Source organism: Acholeplasma equifetale ATCC 29724 (assembly GCF_000687735.1).
GTDB lineage: Bacteria > Bacillota_I > Bacilli_A > Acholeplasmatales > Acholeplasmataceae > Acholeplasma > Acholeplasma equifetale.
In genome coordinates this window covers 1-15,241 of record NZ_JHXL01000013.1, presented here as the reverse complement: position 1 = coordinate 15,241, position 15,241 = coordinate 1, and the positions used below count along the sequence as shown (strand labels likewise).

At 25.9% G+C, this 15,241-nt stretch carries 14 protein-coding genes and 1 pseudogene; all 15 read right to left on the bottom strand.

The features are described 5' to 3' along the window. Positions 1-668 (bottom strand): annotated as a pseudogene (locus T434_RS0105790) (hypothetical protein); the annotation flags it as partial. A gap of 11 nt (positions 669-679) precedes the next feature. Next, a complete protein-coding gene (locus T434_RS0105785; RefSeq protein WP_026400272.1) occupies positions 680-1,930 on the bottom strand; it encodes a hypothetical protein in 1,251 nt (416 codons plus the stop codon). A 299-nt stretch (positions 1,931-2,229) separates the two neighbouring features. Beyond that, on the bottom strand, positions 2,230-3,618 hold the full coding sequence (gene glmU, locus T434_RS07225; RefSeq protein WP_162150784.1) for a bifunctional UDP-N-acetylglucosamine diphosphorylase/glucosamine-1-phosphate N-acetyltransferase GlmU: 1,389 nt from the start codon (positions 3,616-3,618) through the stop codon (positions 2,230-2,232). Continuing rightward, the gene (locus T434_RS0105775; protein ID WP_162150783.1) at positions 3,615-4,928 is read right to left on the bottom strand and encodes a phosphohexomutase domain-containing protein; all 1,314 of its coding nucleotides are present in this window, start codon (positions 4,926-4,928) and stop codon (positions 3,615-3,617) included. Before T434_RS0105775 ends, glmU begins: the two co-directional genes overlap by 4 nt. 23 nt (positions 4,929-4,951) lie before the next feature. Then, positions 4,952-5,344 carry a glycerol-3-phosphate cytidylyltransferase gene (tagD, locus tag T434_RS0105770; RefSeq protein ID WP_162150782.1) on the bottom strand — a complete coding sequence of 131 codons (393 nt, stop codon included), beginning with the start codon at positions 5,342-5,344 and terminating at the stop codon, positions 4,952-4,954. Next, positions 5,341-6,633: an oligosaccharide flippase family protein gene (locus T434_RS0105765; protein ID WP_162150781.1), complete on the bottom strand. Its 1,293-nt coding sequence runs from the start codon at positions 6,631-6,633 to the stop codon at positions 5,341-5,343. The genes tagD and T434_RS0105765 overlap by 4 nt, the downstream gene beginning before the upstream one ends. Next, positions 6,623-7,777, bottom strand: coding sequence for a CDP-glycerol glycerophosphotransferase family protein (locus T434_RS0105760; protein ID WP_245588326.1), 1,155 nt, complete (start codon positions 7,775-7,777; stop codon positions 6,623-6,625). The genes T434_RS0105765 and T434_RS0105760 overlap by 11 nt, the downstream gene beginning before the upstream one ends. Continuing rightward, the gene (locus tag T434_RS07565) at positions 7,774-8,712 is read right to left on the bottom strand and encodes a glycosyltransferase family 2 protein (RefSeq protein WP_162150779.1); all 939 of its coding nucleotides are present in this window, start codon (positions 8,710-8,712) and stop codon (positions 7,774-7,776) included. Before T434_RS07565 ends, T434_RS0105760 begins: the two co-directional genes overlap by 4 nt. Next, complete coding sequence (locus T434_RS0105750) at positions 8,678-9,940, bottom strand: O-antigen ligase family protein (RefSeq protein WP_026400267.1); 1,263 nt, start codon at positions 9,938-9,940, stop codon at positions 8,678-8,680. The genes T434_RS07565 and T434_RS0105750 overlap by 35 nt, the downstream gene beginning before the upstream one ends. Then, positions 9,937-11,037 carry a glycosyltransferase family 4 protein gene (locus T434_RS07215; RefSeq protein ID WP_162150778.1) on the bottom strand — a complete coding sequence of 367 codons (1,101 nt, stop codon included), beginning with the start codon at positions 11,035-11,037 and terminating at the stop codon, positions 9,937-9,939. Before T434_RS07215 ends, T434_RS0105750 begins: the two co-directional genes overlap by 4 nt. 5 nt (positions 11,038-11,042) lie before the next feature. Beyond that, a complete protein-coding gene (locus T434_RS07950; protein ID WP_162150777.1) occupies positions 11,043-11,867 on the bottom strand; it encodes a glycosyltransferase in 825 nt (274 codons plus the stop codon). 9 nt (positions 11,868-11,876) lie between these two features. Next, the gene (locus tag T434_RS07945; RefSeq protein WP_162150776.1) at positions 11,877-12,710 is read right to left on the bottom strand and encodes an NAD-dependent epimerase/dehydratase family protein; all 834 of its coding nucleotides are present in this window, start codon (positions 12,708-12,710) and stop codon (positions 11,877-11,879) included. Positions 12,711-12,718: 8 nt separating this feature from the next. Then, a complete protein-coding gene (locus T434_RS0105735; RefSeq protein WP_162150775.1) occupies positions 12,719-13,342 on the bottom strand; it encodes a sugar transferase in 624 nt (207 codons plus the stop codon). A gap of 14 nt (positions 13,343-13,356) precedes the next feature. Beyond that, positions 13,357-13,971: a MarR family winged helix-turn-helix transcriptional regulator gene (locus T434_RS0105730; protein WP_026400265.1), complete on the bottom strand. Its 615-nt coding sequence runs from the start codon at positions 13,969-13,971 to the stop codon at positions 13,357-13,359. Between the two features lie 241 nt (positions 13,972-14,212). After that, complete coding sequence (locus T434_RS0105725; protein ID WP_026399732.1) at positions 14,213-15,229, bottom strand: nucleotidyltransferase domain-containing protein; 1,017 nt, start codon at positions 15,227-15,229, stop codon at positions 14,213-14,215. Positions 15,230-15,241: the final 12 nt, after the last annotated feature.

The window sequence follows — 15,241 nt, the reverse complement described above, 5'->3', positions numbered from 1 at the left end:
ACTGTTATATATATTTGATCGTTATAGTTTGCTTCATATAACTTTTGAAATAGTGTTGTTTCATTAAATTTTTTAGTAAATTCATTGTAGTATCCTATAAGGTCTGTACGTTCTTTCCACATCGGTTGAATTGGAACAACAACTGTTGGATTTTTTAAGTATTCCCCAAATGCGTAAGCTAATGATGTTTTACCTGTACCTGACATACCTTGTAGAATCATTGTTTGAGATACGGCTAATCCACCAATAAATCTTCTGATATCTTTTATGTCATAGTAAAGGTTTAACTTTTCTGCTGAAAAGTTTTGAAACTCTTCACATAAGTTATCTAATGTGACTTCATCCTCATATTGGAAGTTTTTATATTTTTTTGATTGTTCATCGATTAAAGATAACATGAAAAATCTTGATTCTTCATAGTTAATTTCTTCTTTTTCTTTTTTTGTTTGTCCGTTAGAATTTACTAAAGAATCATCAAACTTCACTTGAATAGGTTCTTTAGACAATCTTTCACGCTTAATCTCATTTAATATCATTAAAACAATCATCCATATAATAATTAACAACAAAAGACTCACATAAACAATGAGTGCAATTTGACTTGTAAGTATTTCCCATATAGATTGAAATGTTGAGTAATCTAGTACATCTAATGTATTTAGTTTCATAACTTATCCCACTAGTTTTCTTTATTTAAATAATAGTTTTCAATGTCTTTAATTAAATCTTTTGAGAAAATGAGATTTTCTAATCCAAAAATTGTTTCAAATGTTTCTAAGAAACTTTGTTCAGTATTTGAATCTTTTCTTACTTTTAACGTTTTGATAATTGGTAGTAATTTATATGTGAGTACTAAATCAACAATTTCATCTTGTTCAACATTACATAACATGAGAATAGCTACATAACGTTCAATTTGTCTAAATATTTTATTTCCAAATTTATAATTTGAAATATCTAAGATATATGATTCTAATTTATCAATTTTTTTCCAATGAACTTCATCAATTAAATTATTTTCTAGGGCATCATTTAGCATTATCAACCAATTTCTAACAGAAAGTTTAATCTCATTTTGAGTTACACTTTCTTTTGGTTCTATAATTTGTGCAGATAAATTTAAACTCATTGATTTATCTAAAATATTCAATTCATCAACTTCAGTATCAATTGTATCAACTGCAACAACCATAAAATGACTAGGGAATAAAGATGTATTTAACCTTGTTAATTCTTTGTAATTTGGATTTGTTAAAACTAAGATGAATAATGTCTGGTCTTGTTGATGTGATCTTTGAAAAAAAGGATGATTCATGAGTTCATACATTTTAAGTTGTTGAGTTTCAAACTCAATTTTAGCTCCAATAAAATCAGCATAAACTTCTAAAAATCGATAAACAACATCTTTATATTCATGTTTAAGAATAACAAATTGATTTGATGCCAGCATTGCAAAAAAGTTTTTAACATGTGCATTTTTTACATCTAAACCAAAATCTTTTAAATATAACTGAAGTGCATTTAAATAATCAGAAAGTTTTATGCGTTTTTGATAGTTTGGTTGCATAAAGTGAATTTCTTTTGGTCTTGGAATATCAATATGTGTTTCAATCTTTGATGTATAAGATTCATAATCAATATCAGTCGTTAGATAATTACCTTTCAATGCCTCTTTTGTTTGTAATTCATCTAATAATTTATCGATATTAATTATTTGGCGTTTTTTCTTTTTGGAAGTTAAAATAACACGCGCAACCAATAAAAAAACTACATCAAAAAATACAACAAAAGCATAGTATAAAATGATGTAGTAGTCTATTGTAATATTCAATGAAGCTATAACAAAATAGATATTAATCCCTACAAGACATAATATCGTGAATATACCTGAAACTACAGGTATTTTATGTGTATTCTTTTTATTTTCCATCAACATCTTATCCCTTTTTAAACTGTAATGATGATATAAAAAAAACGAAAAATTTTATTAAATCCAAATATTTCCCCCAAGAATCAAAAATTTCGTTTCATCATTTAAGTCTTCTTGTATTTTATAATCTAATTATATGATATCTAAAATATAAGATATTGTAAATAAAACTCTTTCTTTTTTCAGTAAAAACATTCTATTTTCGTTTGTTTATTTATATTTTTTATAATGTTTTATTCAAATATAATTTTTATTGATAATATATTTTAATAAAATGAAAAAAGATGAGCGTAGGCTCATCATTTATTTTCTTCTTTTAGTTCAATTGGTTTAATTAAGTACTTTGCATAATCGGATTTTGTAACTTGTCTTGATCGAGCAATAGCAAATCCATTACTTGGAACATTTTTAGTAACTGTAGAACCAGCTGCAATAAAGACGTTATCACCAATTTCAATTGGTGCAATAAGGTTTGTATTACATCCTATAAATGCATAATCACCGATTTTTGTTTTGTGTTTAGTTTTACCATCGTAGTTAACTGTAATTGTACCACAACCAAAGTTAACATGTGAGCCAACTTCTGCATCACCAATATATGCTAGATGGCTTGCTTTAGTATCATCACCAGTTGTTGATTTTTTAACTTCAACAAAATTTCCTATACGGTTATTAGCACCAATCACCGCATGTTCTCTTAAGTGAGCAAATGGTCCAACTGTTGTGTTTTCTCCAACTTCGCTATCATAAACTAAACTATGTCTTATGTGAGCGTTACTATGTATTCTAGAATTGTGAATTTCTGTGTTAGGACCAATAATAGCTCCTGCTTTTATCACAGTATTGCCTGTAATTGTTGTATTAGGATAAATTGTAACCCCAGGTTCGATAATAACATTATGACCGATTGTAATTGTATCTGGGTTTAACATATTTACACCATTAACCATATGTTCTTTATTAATATATTGGCGTAAATACTTTTCTGCTAGACTTACCTGATATAAATCATTAACACCCATTGCTACATTAGGATTTTTAACTGTATAGGTACCTACTTTATATTCTTTACGCATAAGAGCGATCATATCTGTAATATAGTATTCACCTTTTGCATTATTCTTATCGAGTTGATCAAGTAAATTAAAGAATTTTTGATTATTAACAACATATATACCTGTGTTAATTTCTTTAATTTCTTTTTCATAAGAATTTGCATCTTTTTCTTCAACGATATGAGTAATTTGACCTTGTTGATTACGAATTATTCTTCCGTAACCTTCTGGATCATCATAAATAGCAGTAACAACAGTTAAATCATTACCATTTTCTTCATGTGTTTCAAAAATTCTTAAAATTTCTTTATACCAAATTAATGGTACATCACCTGGCATGATGAATGTATTACCTTCTAATTTAGAAAGTATTGGTGCGGCTTGTAAAGCAGCGTGTCCTGTTCCTAATTGTTCTTCTTGAACGACATATTTAGCTCTATCTTTTATGATGTCTTGAACAACTTCTTTTTTATATCCTACAACTAAATATTTTTCATCAATTCCTGCTTTTTCAAAATGTCCAATAATATATTCAATGATAGGTTTTTTTAGAATCGGAAATGCTACTTTAGGAATTTCAGTTTTCATTCTGGTTCCTTTACCAGCAGCTAAAACTAATGCGTATCGATTCATTTTTTAATCTCTCCTAACCTTTTTATCTCATCAATAACGACAGATAAATAGTGTTTTAAAACTGTTTCATCTCTATGACTTATTGTAACACGAATTAAATCTTCTGTGCCACTTGGGCGAACGAAAAATTTAGAATCATCTCCTAATTTTTCTTTGATGTTGTTGATAAGATTTATAATTGTAGGATGATTTAAAACATTTTTATCAACGTTTCTAATATTGTGTAATACTTGAGGATACATATATATTTCTTTTGTTGCAGATTCCAATGTTTCATTCATTTCTTCTAATACTTTAAGTAAAAAAAGTGATGCAAATAAACCATCTCCGCTTGGTAAATAGTCATTCAATATCAAATGCCCACTATTTTCTCCACCTAGTGAATAACCATTTTTAACAAGTTCGTCTGAAACATATTTATCTCCAACATCAGTTAGTATAACCTTTATACCAAGCCCTTTTAAAGCATTTATAACACCAAGGTTACTCATTCTTGTAAGAACAACTGTATCTTTTTTTAATTGACCTTTTTTCTTTAAATATTTAGCAATAATATAAATGATTAAATCGCCATCAAATAATTTTCCACTATGATCAACTACTAATAAACGATCACCATCACCATCATAACTTAAACCTATTTGAGCATGATGTTCTTTAACCTTTAAAGAAATAGTATCAATATACGTTGAACCTACATTTAAATTGATATTAAATCCATCTGGTGTATTACCAATTTGAAGTGAATTTTTAGCATAATGGCTCATTATTTCATTTGATATTTTATAATTAGCACCATTCGCAGAATCATAAATAATAGATTGATTAAATGATGGTAGATTCAAAGAATTAACTTTATCTATATATAGCTTTCTTACCTCATCAGTGAAAAGAATCTTACCAAATGAATTAGAAACTAATAATTCATCTTCATCAATATATTTTTCAAGTTCTAATTCTTCATCATCGAGCATCTTATAACCATTTTTAAATACTTTAATTCCATTATCTGTATATGGATTATGCGATGCCGTAATCATTACACCTATTTTATGAGTTTCTTTACTATATAAAGCAATCATAGGTGTTGAAACAACTCCAGCCATATAAACATTAACACCTGCTAATGCTAATCCATATGCTACACCAAATGCTAATAAACTTGATGATTGTCTAGTATCTTCTCCTATAACAACATCCATAGGTTTTAATGATTTAGCAATTGCTTGACCAAGTTTAAAAGCTAAATTTGAATTTAATTTTTCAAGGGCTTTACCTCTTATCCCATCAGTGCCAAAGTATTTTTTCATATCTTATTCACCACTTATAAAATTCATTTATTATTTTTAATGTCTATTTTCACTTCTGTTGTCGAGATATTAGATGTTCTCGGAAGATATACTACTTCGCAATATTCTTTTAAATAGTCAAATTTTCCTCTCCAGTCATCCCCCATAACAAAAATATCAATTCCATATTTTTTTATATCATCAATTTTTTGTTCCCAATTGTTTTCTGGTATGACTAAATCAACATACTTAATTGCTTCAACAATTTGCTTTCTATCCTCATATGAATAGACGCTTTTTTTACCTTTGATTGCATTAAATTGATCTGTTGACACCCCTACTATAAGATAATCTCCAATTGCTTTCGCGCGTTTTAAAATATTGATATGTCCAATGTGAAGCAAATCAAATGTGCCATATGTAAGTATTTTTTTCATAACTTCTCCCCTTCATTAATGTATTGATTTGTTTCATTTACCTCAATGGTATTTTTTTTGTTTGAAAATAATAAAATACTTATTCTATATAATAATACTCCAAATTCAGATACTCCAGTTAAAATAATTAAACTGATTATATTTAAATACCCCGTTAAAAATAGCAATAAAATTCCAGCAATTTGGATAATTGTTCCAACATATGTTGAATAATTAGCATGTTTTGCTTTATTTATGGGACTTAAAGCAGGAAAGCCTAAAATATAAGAAAATGGGACAATTGCTAATACCGGTATAAACCATCTAAAATAGATATATGAATCTCTATAGTCATTTCCTAATATAAGTACCACAATTTGTTCAGCAAAGACAATTCCAATAATAGCTCCAACAATTACGAAAGGTATTAAAATTAAAATAATTTGCTTAAGTAATTTGTAATTTTTTGTTTTTATCATATATGGATATAAACTATCAGAAACTGGAGATGCCGCATTCTTTCCAACATTTATTATTTTTTCAACACCTGTATAATATCCAATTTGAGCATGTCCAGTAGGATAAATCACACTAATAATTGTAGAATTTGTAATGGTATATATGCTTACTGCTGCTCTTGATATAAAAAATGGTAATGATTCTTTGAATGTATAATATATATTTTTTATATTTATTTTTACAAATTGTATTTTATGCTTTATTTTTAGTTCAAGTACTGCAACAATAATGGATAAAATGTTGCCAGATAATGTAAATAACGGAATTAATAGATAATCATCTGGCCTTTTAACGAATGCAAATATCATTATTGTGAATATGAATTTAATCAAAACTGTTCTTAATACCATACTACTCATTTTTTCGATTCCTCGATATACAAAATCAGGTAAAAATGATCCAATCATTAAAGAAAAGAAAGTAAGTATATATAGTGATTTGTACTCTGCAAAAGATGGTACTAAATTTAGCAAAAACCAAAATATAATTGATAATATTAAGAATAGAATGCCCTTAATAGACATGACAGAGGTGTATATTTTTTTTATTTGGTTATAATCGTTTATATTTTCAGATATAGACTTAGTAGCTGACAAATTAAAACCAAATTCAATAACTATTTGAAAATAAGTTACGATTGCAATAGATAATGAAACAACTCCAAAGATTTCTGGTTTTAATATTCTAGATTGATATGGAACAGTTATAAATGAAAAAAAATAAGTTGAAAATGTAAGTATATACATCATTATTGTGTTAGTTATTAACTGCTTATTCTTGTTAGTTTTCATTTTTATATACCTTTTTTAATATCAAATTAGCAACTCTTTCAGAAGCTTTTCCATCTTCAAAACATCCTATTTTTTTTATGAATTCTTCTATGCTATATATATATTTATTATTATCAAATAACGTTAATTTTCTTAACAAATCTTCAAAATTAAAGGCTTTTGGAAAAGGTAATTCTTCAAATTCAAAATAAAATCCACGATCATCCAAATAATCATTTATATCCGGAGCATAGAGAAAAACAGGTTTTTTTGTAAACATAAATTCAAACATTGAACTTGAATAATCCGTTATTAAAATATCAGATATAAGCATTAATTCGTACATATCATCATAATTAGACACATTTATTACATTTTGATTATTTATTTCGATATTTTTATTTAAACTAGGGTGCATTCTTATAAAAATAATCCAATCTTTTTCGGTTTTATTTTTCAAAACTTGAAGTATTTTATCAAAATTCAACTTGTAGATTTCAACACTCATATCTTTTCTAAAAGTTGGAGCATATAATAAAATCTTATATTTTTTGTCTATACTTATTTTTTCTTTTATTCTATTTTTCCTATTGACATCACTAAATAAAACATCACATCTTGGACTTCCATACTCATATATAGGTCCATCAAACCAAAAAGATTGCTTCATTATCCGAGTCGAAAATGTTCCATTTGATATAAGCGCATCCATTAATTTTGAATCTAATTTAGCATTTTTTACGTAATCTTTGGATAATTTTGATTCAGCATCTTTTTCGATCTTTTTTAAAGGAATTGCACCATGCCAAGTTTGGATGTAAAATTGATTTTTTCTCTTATAAGAATAAAAATGCTTCCTACAATTATCTATCCATACTTTTGAAGTACACAGATAATATAAACCCTTTATAGATTTATTTTTTACAATTTTAATTTTTGAATTAAAACTTAAAGTATTTTGATTTTTATTTATCAACCATACAATCTCTAAATTTTCATCCATCTGTAAAAGTTGTTCGCAAATGTATTTTCCATTATCACCATAACCCTTTCCATAATAATTTGAAATAATAATTCTATTATCTTTTATGGGAAAAATTCTAAATAGATAACTAAAAATGAAAATACAACTTCGATATATCCACTTAAAAATCAAATGAATCACTCCGCTTTCCTGTCATAAAGTCTTAATATAATCTCATATTTAATTCGATTCATATAATATATGTAATGTTCTTTTGAACAAAACATACTTTTAAGATATAATACTGTTTTTTTAAATTGGGATTTTGATTTTTTTGCTTTATTTATATATTGTAATCCTTTAATATAATTATTTTTTTCTTTTGCAGATGCAGTAACATATTTTATAAAATCATCAAAATCAAACAAATCACTTTTTTGTTTTCTTTCTTTTTTATTCAACTTATAACAATAGGCATGAGATTTTCTTTGATATATTCCTGCATAACTTTGAGTGTTATTTGATCTTAATCTAACGTAATAACCATAATAATTTGATATATTACCAATTTGATATCCTTTAGTGATAACTCTTAATAGAAAATCATAATCTTCTGCATAAAGTAACGATCTATATTTGATATTATCGTATACTTCTTTTTTTGCTAACCAAATATGTAAAACAGGTGTTTGATACTTTATTGTTTTTTCTATTACTTTAGGGTTATTTGTCAACCGTTTTTTAGATAAAATTTCGCCTTTTTCATCAATGGAATATACACTACAACCTACTAAATCATATTTAGGATTTTCTTTGATAAATTTTACCATTCTCTCAATTCTATCCAATTCGGATATGTCATCTCCATCCATTCTACAAATATATTGTCCGTTTGCGTATGAAACTGCTTTATTTAGTGTGTAAACTATCTTTTGATTAGTTTCATTTCTGAACAATTTTAATCTAGTATCTTTTTCTTTGTAAGTTTTTAAAATATTATAAGTTTCATCTGTTGAGCAATCATCTACAACAATAATTTCTAAATTTTTGTATGTTTGATTAATTATTGAGTCCATTGCATCATTTATGTATTTTTCAACATTATATGTAGGTATGATTACTGATACAAGTTCCATAATTAACCTCCGTATTTTTTTGACCTAATAAAAAGACAAAAATAATCCAAAAATGTCTTGATTCAAAATATTCTACAAAAAATGCTTGACATAAGAATGCTAATACTCCGATTGAAGCCCATCTCATTAAGTTTGAATGTTTATTAGATATGGAAATTCTAAATATGCTTATACACAATATAATAAAAATAAATAATGATATTAATCCCAATTCTGAACTAATCTTTAAATATAAGTTATGAAAATAAGGATTGTCTATCAATAAATCAAAATCACCAATATATTCATAGAATAATAAATTTGAGTTTCCTAAACCCACTCCTAATATAGGATTATGAATTGTCATATTTAGTCCTATTTTCCATAATCCCAATCTACTCATAGCAGAAATGTCATTTGTAAAGCCTTTTATAAAGTAAATCAGTATAAAGATAATCACGCCTATAATTAATGACTTAATAAAATATTTTTCTTTAACAAAAATAAATAGTGAAATAACTATACATATACCAAATGCTAAATATGCACTTCTCGAAAGAGTAAGTAAAATTGCTAAAACTACGGATACAATTACAAAATATTTAAATATTTTATTGCCCTTTATCGAAAATAAATAACCAAACGATATAAACAAACTTATAAGTAAATAAGAACCCAAGTTATTAGGATCTTCAAAAAATATACTATTTGAAAACTTTAATTTATAAAAACTGCTAGCATCCAATGATGTCAAAGATAATAATACATTTAAATTATTACCATTATAGAAAAAGGTACCAATAGTGATTAATGAGATGCCCATAGTTCCTAAAAGCCAATATTTAAAGAAAATATGAATTTTCTTCTTTTCATCTAGCAAAATAAAAGCTACTATTCCAGTTAATACACCTAATGAAAGTCTAATGAAATCGATAAAAGTAGTTATATTAGTATATAAAAAATAGTTAATAACTATGCTAATTATCATCAAAAAAATCAGAGTCATTAGTAAATTAAGATTTAAATTAAAATTAATCTTCTTTTTATTTTTAAATATTTGATACAAACAAAAAAATATTGTAAATATATATAAAATATCATTAAATCTAATCTCTATGTTATTGATATTGATGACTGATATTCGAAACGGCAACAGTAGTGCAGATGAATATAGCAATCCATATATTCTATGCTTAACAATCAGTAGTACTGTTAATATTAAAAATATAAAAATTAATATATAGTTCATTTAATCATCTCACTTTTATAAACTTCTTGATATTTATCACTCATAATACTTGATAAAAAAACATTATTATGATGATGCTTTTTTACCCTTTTCGTTTTAACTTTTGAATAACTTTTCTTCAGTACTTCTGATATATTTTCATCATCAAATAGTATTATATCTGTATTGATTTCATCAAATATTTCTTTATGAGAGGGAATGCTCGATAAATTCAAAAATAATCCGCATGACAAAGCTTCTAAAGCCGCCATAGGCAATCCTTCTGCAATTGAATTTGAAACAAAAACATCTGCTATTTGTAAATACTCAATTACATTGCTAACGCGGCCTATATATTTAATCATTTCACTTTTTCCAATTTTTTTAATGATTAAATCTTTAAGATTGCCATCTCCTAATAATAATAACGTAGGTTTTTCATGACTTTTCTCAAATGTTTGAATAAAGGTCTCAATTAACTCAAGGGGACGCTTTCTTTTTATTAGCATATTTGTAGAGATAAATATAACATCATTTGGTGAAAAATTATGCTTTTCTCTTTTTATTTTTTTTATATTATCGCTTAATGGGAAAAATTTGCTTTCATCTACACCGTTTTGAATGTAATCAATCTTTTTTCCATACTTCTCATTAAATGTATCTGAAATAAACTTTGAACATGCAATCGGTTTATCAATTCTTTTTATATAATGTATATGTATTCTAGACAATATAAATCCCTTTAATTTACCATATAAGATTGGATAATCAAAATAAGGATAATTATGAATAGTAGAAATATGCTTAACTGAAGTTTTCTTGCTAATTTTATAGCCTAAAATATCCGATCTAATCCCGTGCGTATGTATAATGTCAATATTTTCTTCTCGGATTACATTTATTACTTTATCAACTACCACTTTCTTTGCAAAAAAATCATCACTATCTAAGCAATGAACTTTTGAATTCAAAATCTGAAAATCACCAATCATAGAATTATCTTTTTCTTTAGATAGTGTCATAATTAAATATTCAAATTTAGCATGTTTGATAATATTATATAAAACATTATTTGGACCACATCTTTCTAACGTTGATACTATATATAATACTTTCATAAAATTCACTCACTTTTTCTTAGGAATTTTTGATAAATAAATTTTCGAATTGAATTTGGAACTAAAACACGAATTATAAATCTTAAAAAAGTTTGATATAAATATTCATAATAATTAATAATTTTTTTCTTGCGCATATATTTGAAAATTTGTTGCTGGGTCTTAAAATACTTATATCCACCACGTCTTATATATGTATCGTTATTGATTCTCATTTTCACTAAGAAATGATCAATATTAGCAAACTTACATCCAATTTGCATCATTCTTATCCATAAAAAATAATCCTCATTCAAATAACTATCTTGATAATTACCAGATTTAATTACTTCACTTTTTTTAAACATAACCGATGGATGATTGAATGGATTTCTTCTTTTTATCATTTTTTTAATATCAGAATCGTACAATGGAACAATTCTTCTCGCAGCTTCTTCTTTAGTATCACTTAAAAATTCAACAATATGTGATCCAACAACGCTGATATTTGGATTTTTTAATAAATATTTTAACTGTTTTTCAAATCTATCTGGAACAGAAATATCATCAGAATCCATTCTAGCAATAATTTCATTAGAACATTCTAATAATCCTTTTTGTAACGCTAACCCCAACCCCACATTTTCATTTATTTTGAAAGTACGAATTATGTTATATTTTTTCGTATATTTACTAATTACCATTGATAATTCTTCAGTAAGTGGTCCATCCTCAACAATCAATATTTCATCAGGAATGATTGTTTGGTTAAGTATCGAGTCTAAAGCTTCACTTAAATTAGAAGCCTTTTCTTTATAGTATACAGACATTAAAACCGAGAATTTTTCCATTTTATACCCTCAGATCGATAATATAATAGAATCTTCAAAACTAATTAAATCTGTTATTTGTGATTCTTGAAAATCATAATATAAATTTCCATAAATTTTACGAATTTTTTTATTGATTTTTAATATTATAATTAAAAAATTTAGTATTGAAGTTTTCACTGCTTTTCTATTTTTTATAGAATTTATCTTAATTATTAATTTCGTCGTATTAAAATAATCCGGATTTTGTGGACAATAAATTCCTGACAATCGATTATCAATATAATACTTTATATACATACACAAATTGTCTATGTGCAAAGCACTTCTTTTATTATCATAGTTGGGATATAATGGGATTTTAACAACAAAATCAACTAATTTCTTAAAATTTCCGGGTGCATTTTTACCATATACCATTGGTGGTCTTAAAATACATATTCTAAAACTGTCATCTTCCAGCTCTTTTAAGAGTACTTCTGCTTCATATTTGGATTTTCCATAGGCACTTTTAGGATTAGGCAATGTAGTTTTAGTTATAATTCCCGTTTCCTTCCCATAAACACTCATTGTACTTAAAAAAATAAATTGTTTAACTCCAGAGTCTTTAGCTTTTTTAGCCGTTTCTATAGCTAAATCTCTATTTACTTTAAAATAAAATTCCTTATTTTTTTTTGTTTCTTTGATATGAGCAATACCAGCAACATGAAAAACGACATCAAATTTTGAAAAATCAAAATTGATCCAATTTGGATCTTTCATGTCAAGAGTTTCTACATAATATTTATCTGGTTCTTTTAGAAGCCATTTTTCTACATTTGTTCCAATGTATGAATTTGCTCCTGTTATAAGTATTTTTTTCATATAAATCACTACTCGTTTTCTTTTTGATTTTGTTTTTCTAAAGTACCTGTTCCACCTTCAACAACACCTTCTGATTTAAAAATACTTACTATTGTTCCGAAAAATACTTTTATATCTAACCATAATCCCATATGCTCAAAATAATATTTATCTAACATCACTTTTTCATGAATTGTAATGGTATCTCTACCTTTTATTTGAGCATATCCAGTTAATCCCGGTCTTATTGAATTAATATGATATAAATCTCTTTCTTCAATTAAATCAAATTGGTTCCATAAAGCTGGTCTTGGTCCAATTATAGACATATCACCCTTTAATATATTTAACAATTGAGGTAATTCATCTAAACTTGTTTTTCTTAAAAACTTACCAACTTTAGTTATCCATTGTTCAGGATTTTCTAAAAGATGCGTTGGTGTATCTTTAGGTGTATCTATTCTCATCGTTCTAAATTTCAATATATTAAAATGCTTTTTATTTTTGCCCACTCTTTTTTGTTTAAATAAAATTGGCCCTTTTGAGTCAAGTTTTATAAGAATAATAAGTATCAAAAATATAGGTGATAAAACCATTAATCCTAAAAATGATAAGAAAAAATCCATGAATCTTTTAAATGCTTTAAATAACATATTAAACACCTTTTCTAAAATAGACTGATAATTTTTGATGCATTATAATTTGATTCTTTTAACTTATTTTCAATCGATGTATGATGCAAATATGAAGATACCAATATCCCATCATGAGTAATATCAAAAATATTATTAACAGGTTGAATATAGAAATTTTGAATTTTTCTTCCATATTTACTTATATCATCATCAACTATTCCAACAATTTGAATTTCTAACGAGTTATCATAATTAAGCGTTTGGATAATAATATCTGTTACTACACCTGCTCCATATAGAATAATCTTTTTAAATCCATTTTCTGATATTTTCTTTAAAAAGTTTACAATTTCTTCTCTAGCATCTTTATGAATTAACTGAGCAGCTTTTAGATAATGAATATTTAACAATTTTCTACGATCAATGCCTTTTTCTGTAATTCTATATTCAACAATTTTAGTTGATGTATAGACTTTAGTTAGTAACCCTTCTTTTTCGTATTTATCAATATACTGATTAATCATTGATACAGCTCCACCTAAAAGCTCGCTTAATTCTCTTTGGGTTACTTTAGGATTCTTTTCAATTGCATCTAATAAAACATACTCTTTATACACTGGTGTTGGTTTAAAAAATTCGTTTTTCATCAACATCTTCCTCGTTCGTTCTACAATCGAACATCCAAATTGTTTTTTTATAGTATATCACTTAATAATAAGTAATTATTAAAATATTGTTTCTTTGAATTATTTTTTCCTATTTTTAAATACCAAAATAATCATATACTTCTTTAGTTAACAATACATTATCATCGTTAGTAATTGCTTTAATTCTTTGCTTAGTATTTTTAGGTTTGAACAATTGTTTTATTATTCTAACCAACCAAGCTTAAGGAAGTAACCAAGGATGCGTTCTTAAATATGGATACTGATTTTCTAAATATCTTTTTTTTGGAAAAATTTGTAGTAAAAAGTATTGAGTTTTACTTTGTTTTTTATGTTCCGTCTCAAACACTCTTCTTCCGGTGAATCGATCGTGTTCGCTCCCTTTACCATGTATACCTGATTTTAATATGTATTCTATAATTTTTAAATCTTTATCAGACGGTAACATTTGATTAATAAAAATACAACTTAATCGTTCCATTTTTTCATCTGCTTTAATTAAATCTAGTTTATGTAAATTATTTGACAATTTGATGAAATCTATTGATTCTATATAATAATCTTTAAATAATTTCAAGTCTAAAATAGATCGAATTCCGACTCCGGAAGTTCTTAAATGTTTAACTACATGAATTAATAAGTATACATACAAAAATTCATTATTTAGTTCATATAAGTATTTTGATTTTAAATATGCTTCATTCCAAACCCCATTTAAAAATTCTTCATACTCAAAATCAACTTCAGAGACAATTGTCGGGTGCAGTTCAATAATTAAATTATTTGGTGTTTCAAAAGTGTAATGAAGTAATCGTACATCAGTCATCTTATAATTCATCTCAAGAAAGATACTTTTAACTAACTCAACATTATCTTTTTCTATCAAAACATCAATATCCCCCATCCCGCGCATATAACTTTGTGGATATATTTTTTTTAAGTGTGCACCTTTTAAAAATATATGTTTGATTTGAGCTTCATTAAATTTATCATTAATTGTTTGAATTAAGTTTTGTTGTTGAATATCTTGGTATACATACCCTTTAAATATTTCTTTTAATAGATTATAATATGATTGATTTTTAAACGATTTAGGGTCAATATATTCAAAAACTAATCCCACTAAGCCATTTTCAATTAAACTTTGAGTAAATTTTTTTTCATCTACGACAAAAAAAGAATGTTTTTCATTCTCTAACGATTTTTCGATTAACTTAAAAATATCAAATATATACTCCATAGGCCCTTATTA

Coding starts and splice junctions, on each gene's coding strand:
- T434_RS07945 (WP_162150776.1), bottom strand. CDS start 12,710: ATGAAAAAAATACTTATAACAGGAGCAAATTCATACATTGGAACAAAT.
- T434_RS07565 (WP_162150779.1), bottom strand. CDS start 8,712: ATGGAACTTGTATCAGTAATCATACCTACATATAATGTTGAAAAATAC.
- T434_RS0105735 (WP_162150775.1), bottom strand. CDS start 13,342: ATGTTATTTAAAGCATTTAAAAGATTCATGGATTTTTTCTTATCATTT.
- T434_RS07215 (WP_162150778.1), bottom strand. CDS start 11,037: ATGAAAGTATTATATATAGTATCAACGTTAGAAAGATGTGGTCCAAAT.
- tagD (WP_162150782.1), bottom strand. CDS start 5,344: ATGAAAAAAATACTTACATATGGCACATTTGATTTGCTTCACATTGGA.
- T434_RS0105775 (WP_162150783.1), bottom strand. CDS start 4,928: ATGAAAAAATACTTTGGCACTGATGGGATAAGAGGTAAAGCCCTTGAA.
- T434_RS0105730 (WP_026400265.1), bottom strand. CDS start 13,971: ATGAAAAACGAATTTTTTAAACCAACACCAGTGTATAAAGAGTATGTT.
- T434_RS0105750 (WP_026400267.1), bottom strand. CDS start 9,940: ATGAACTATATATTAATTTTTATATTTTTAATATTAACAGTACTACTG.
- glmU (WP_162150784.1), bottom strand. CDS start 3,618: ATGAATCGATACGCATTAGTTTTAGCTGCTGGTAAAGGAACCAGAATG.
- T434_RS0105725 (WP_026399732.1), bottom strand. CDS start 15,229: ATGGAGTATATATTTGATATTTTTAAGTTAATCGAAAAATCGTTAGAG.
- T434_RS07950 (WP_162150777.1), bottom strand. CDS start 11,867: ATGGAAAAATTCTCGGTTTTAATGTCTGTATACTATAAAGAAAAGGCT.
- T434_RS0105765 (WP_162150781.1), bottom strand. CDS start 6,633: ATGAAAACTAACAAGAATAAGCAGTTAATAACTAACACAATAATGATG.
- T434_RS0105785 (WP_026400272.1), bottom strand. CDS start 1,930: ATGGAAAATAAAAAGAATACACATAAAATACCTGTAGTTTCAGGTATA.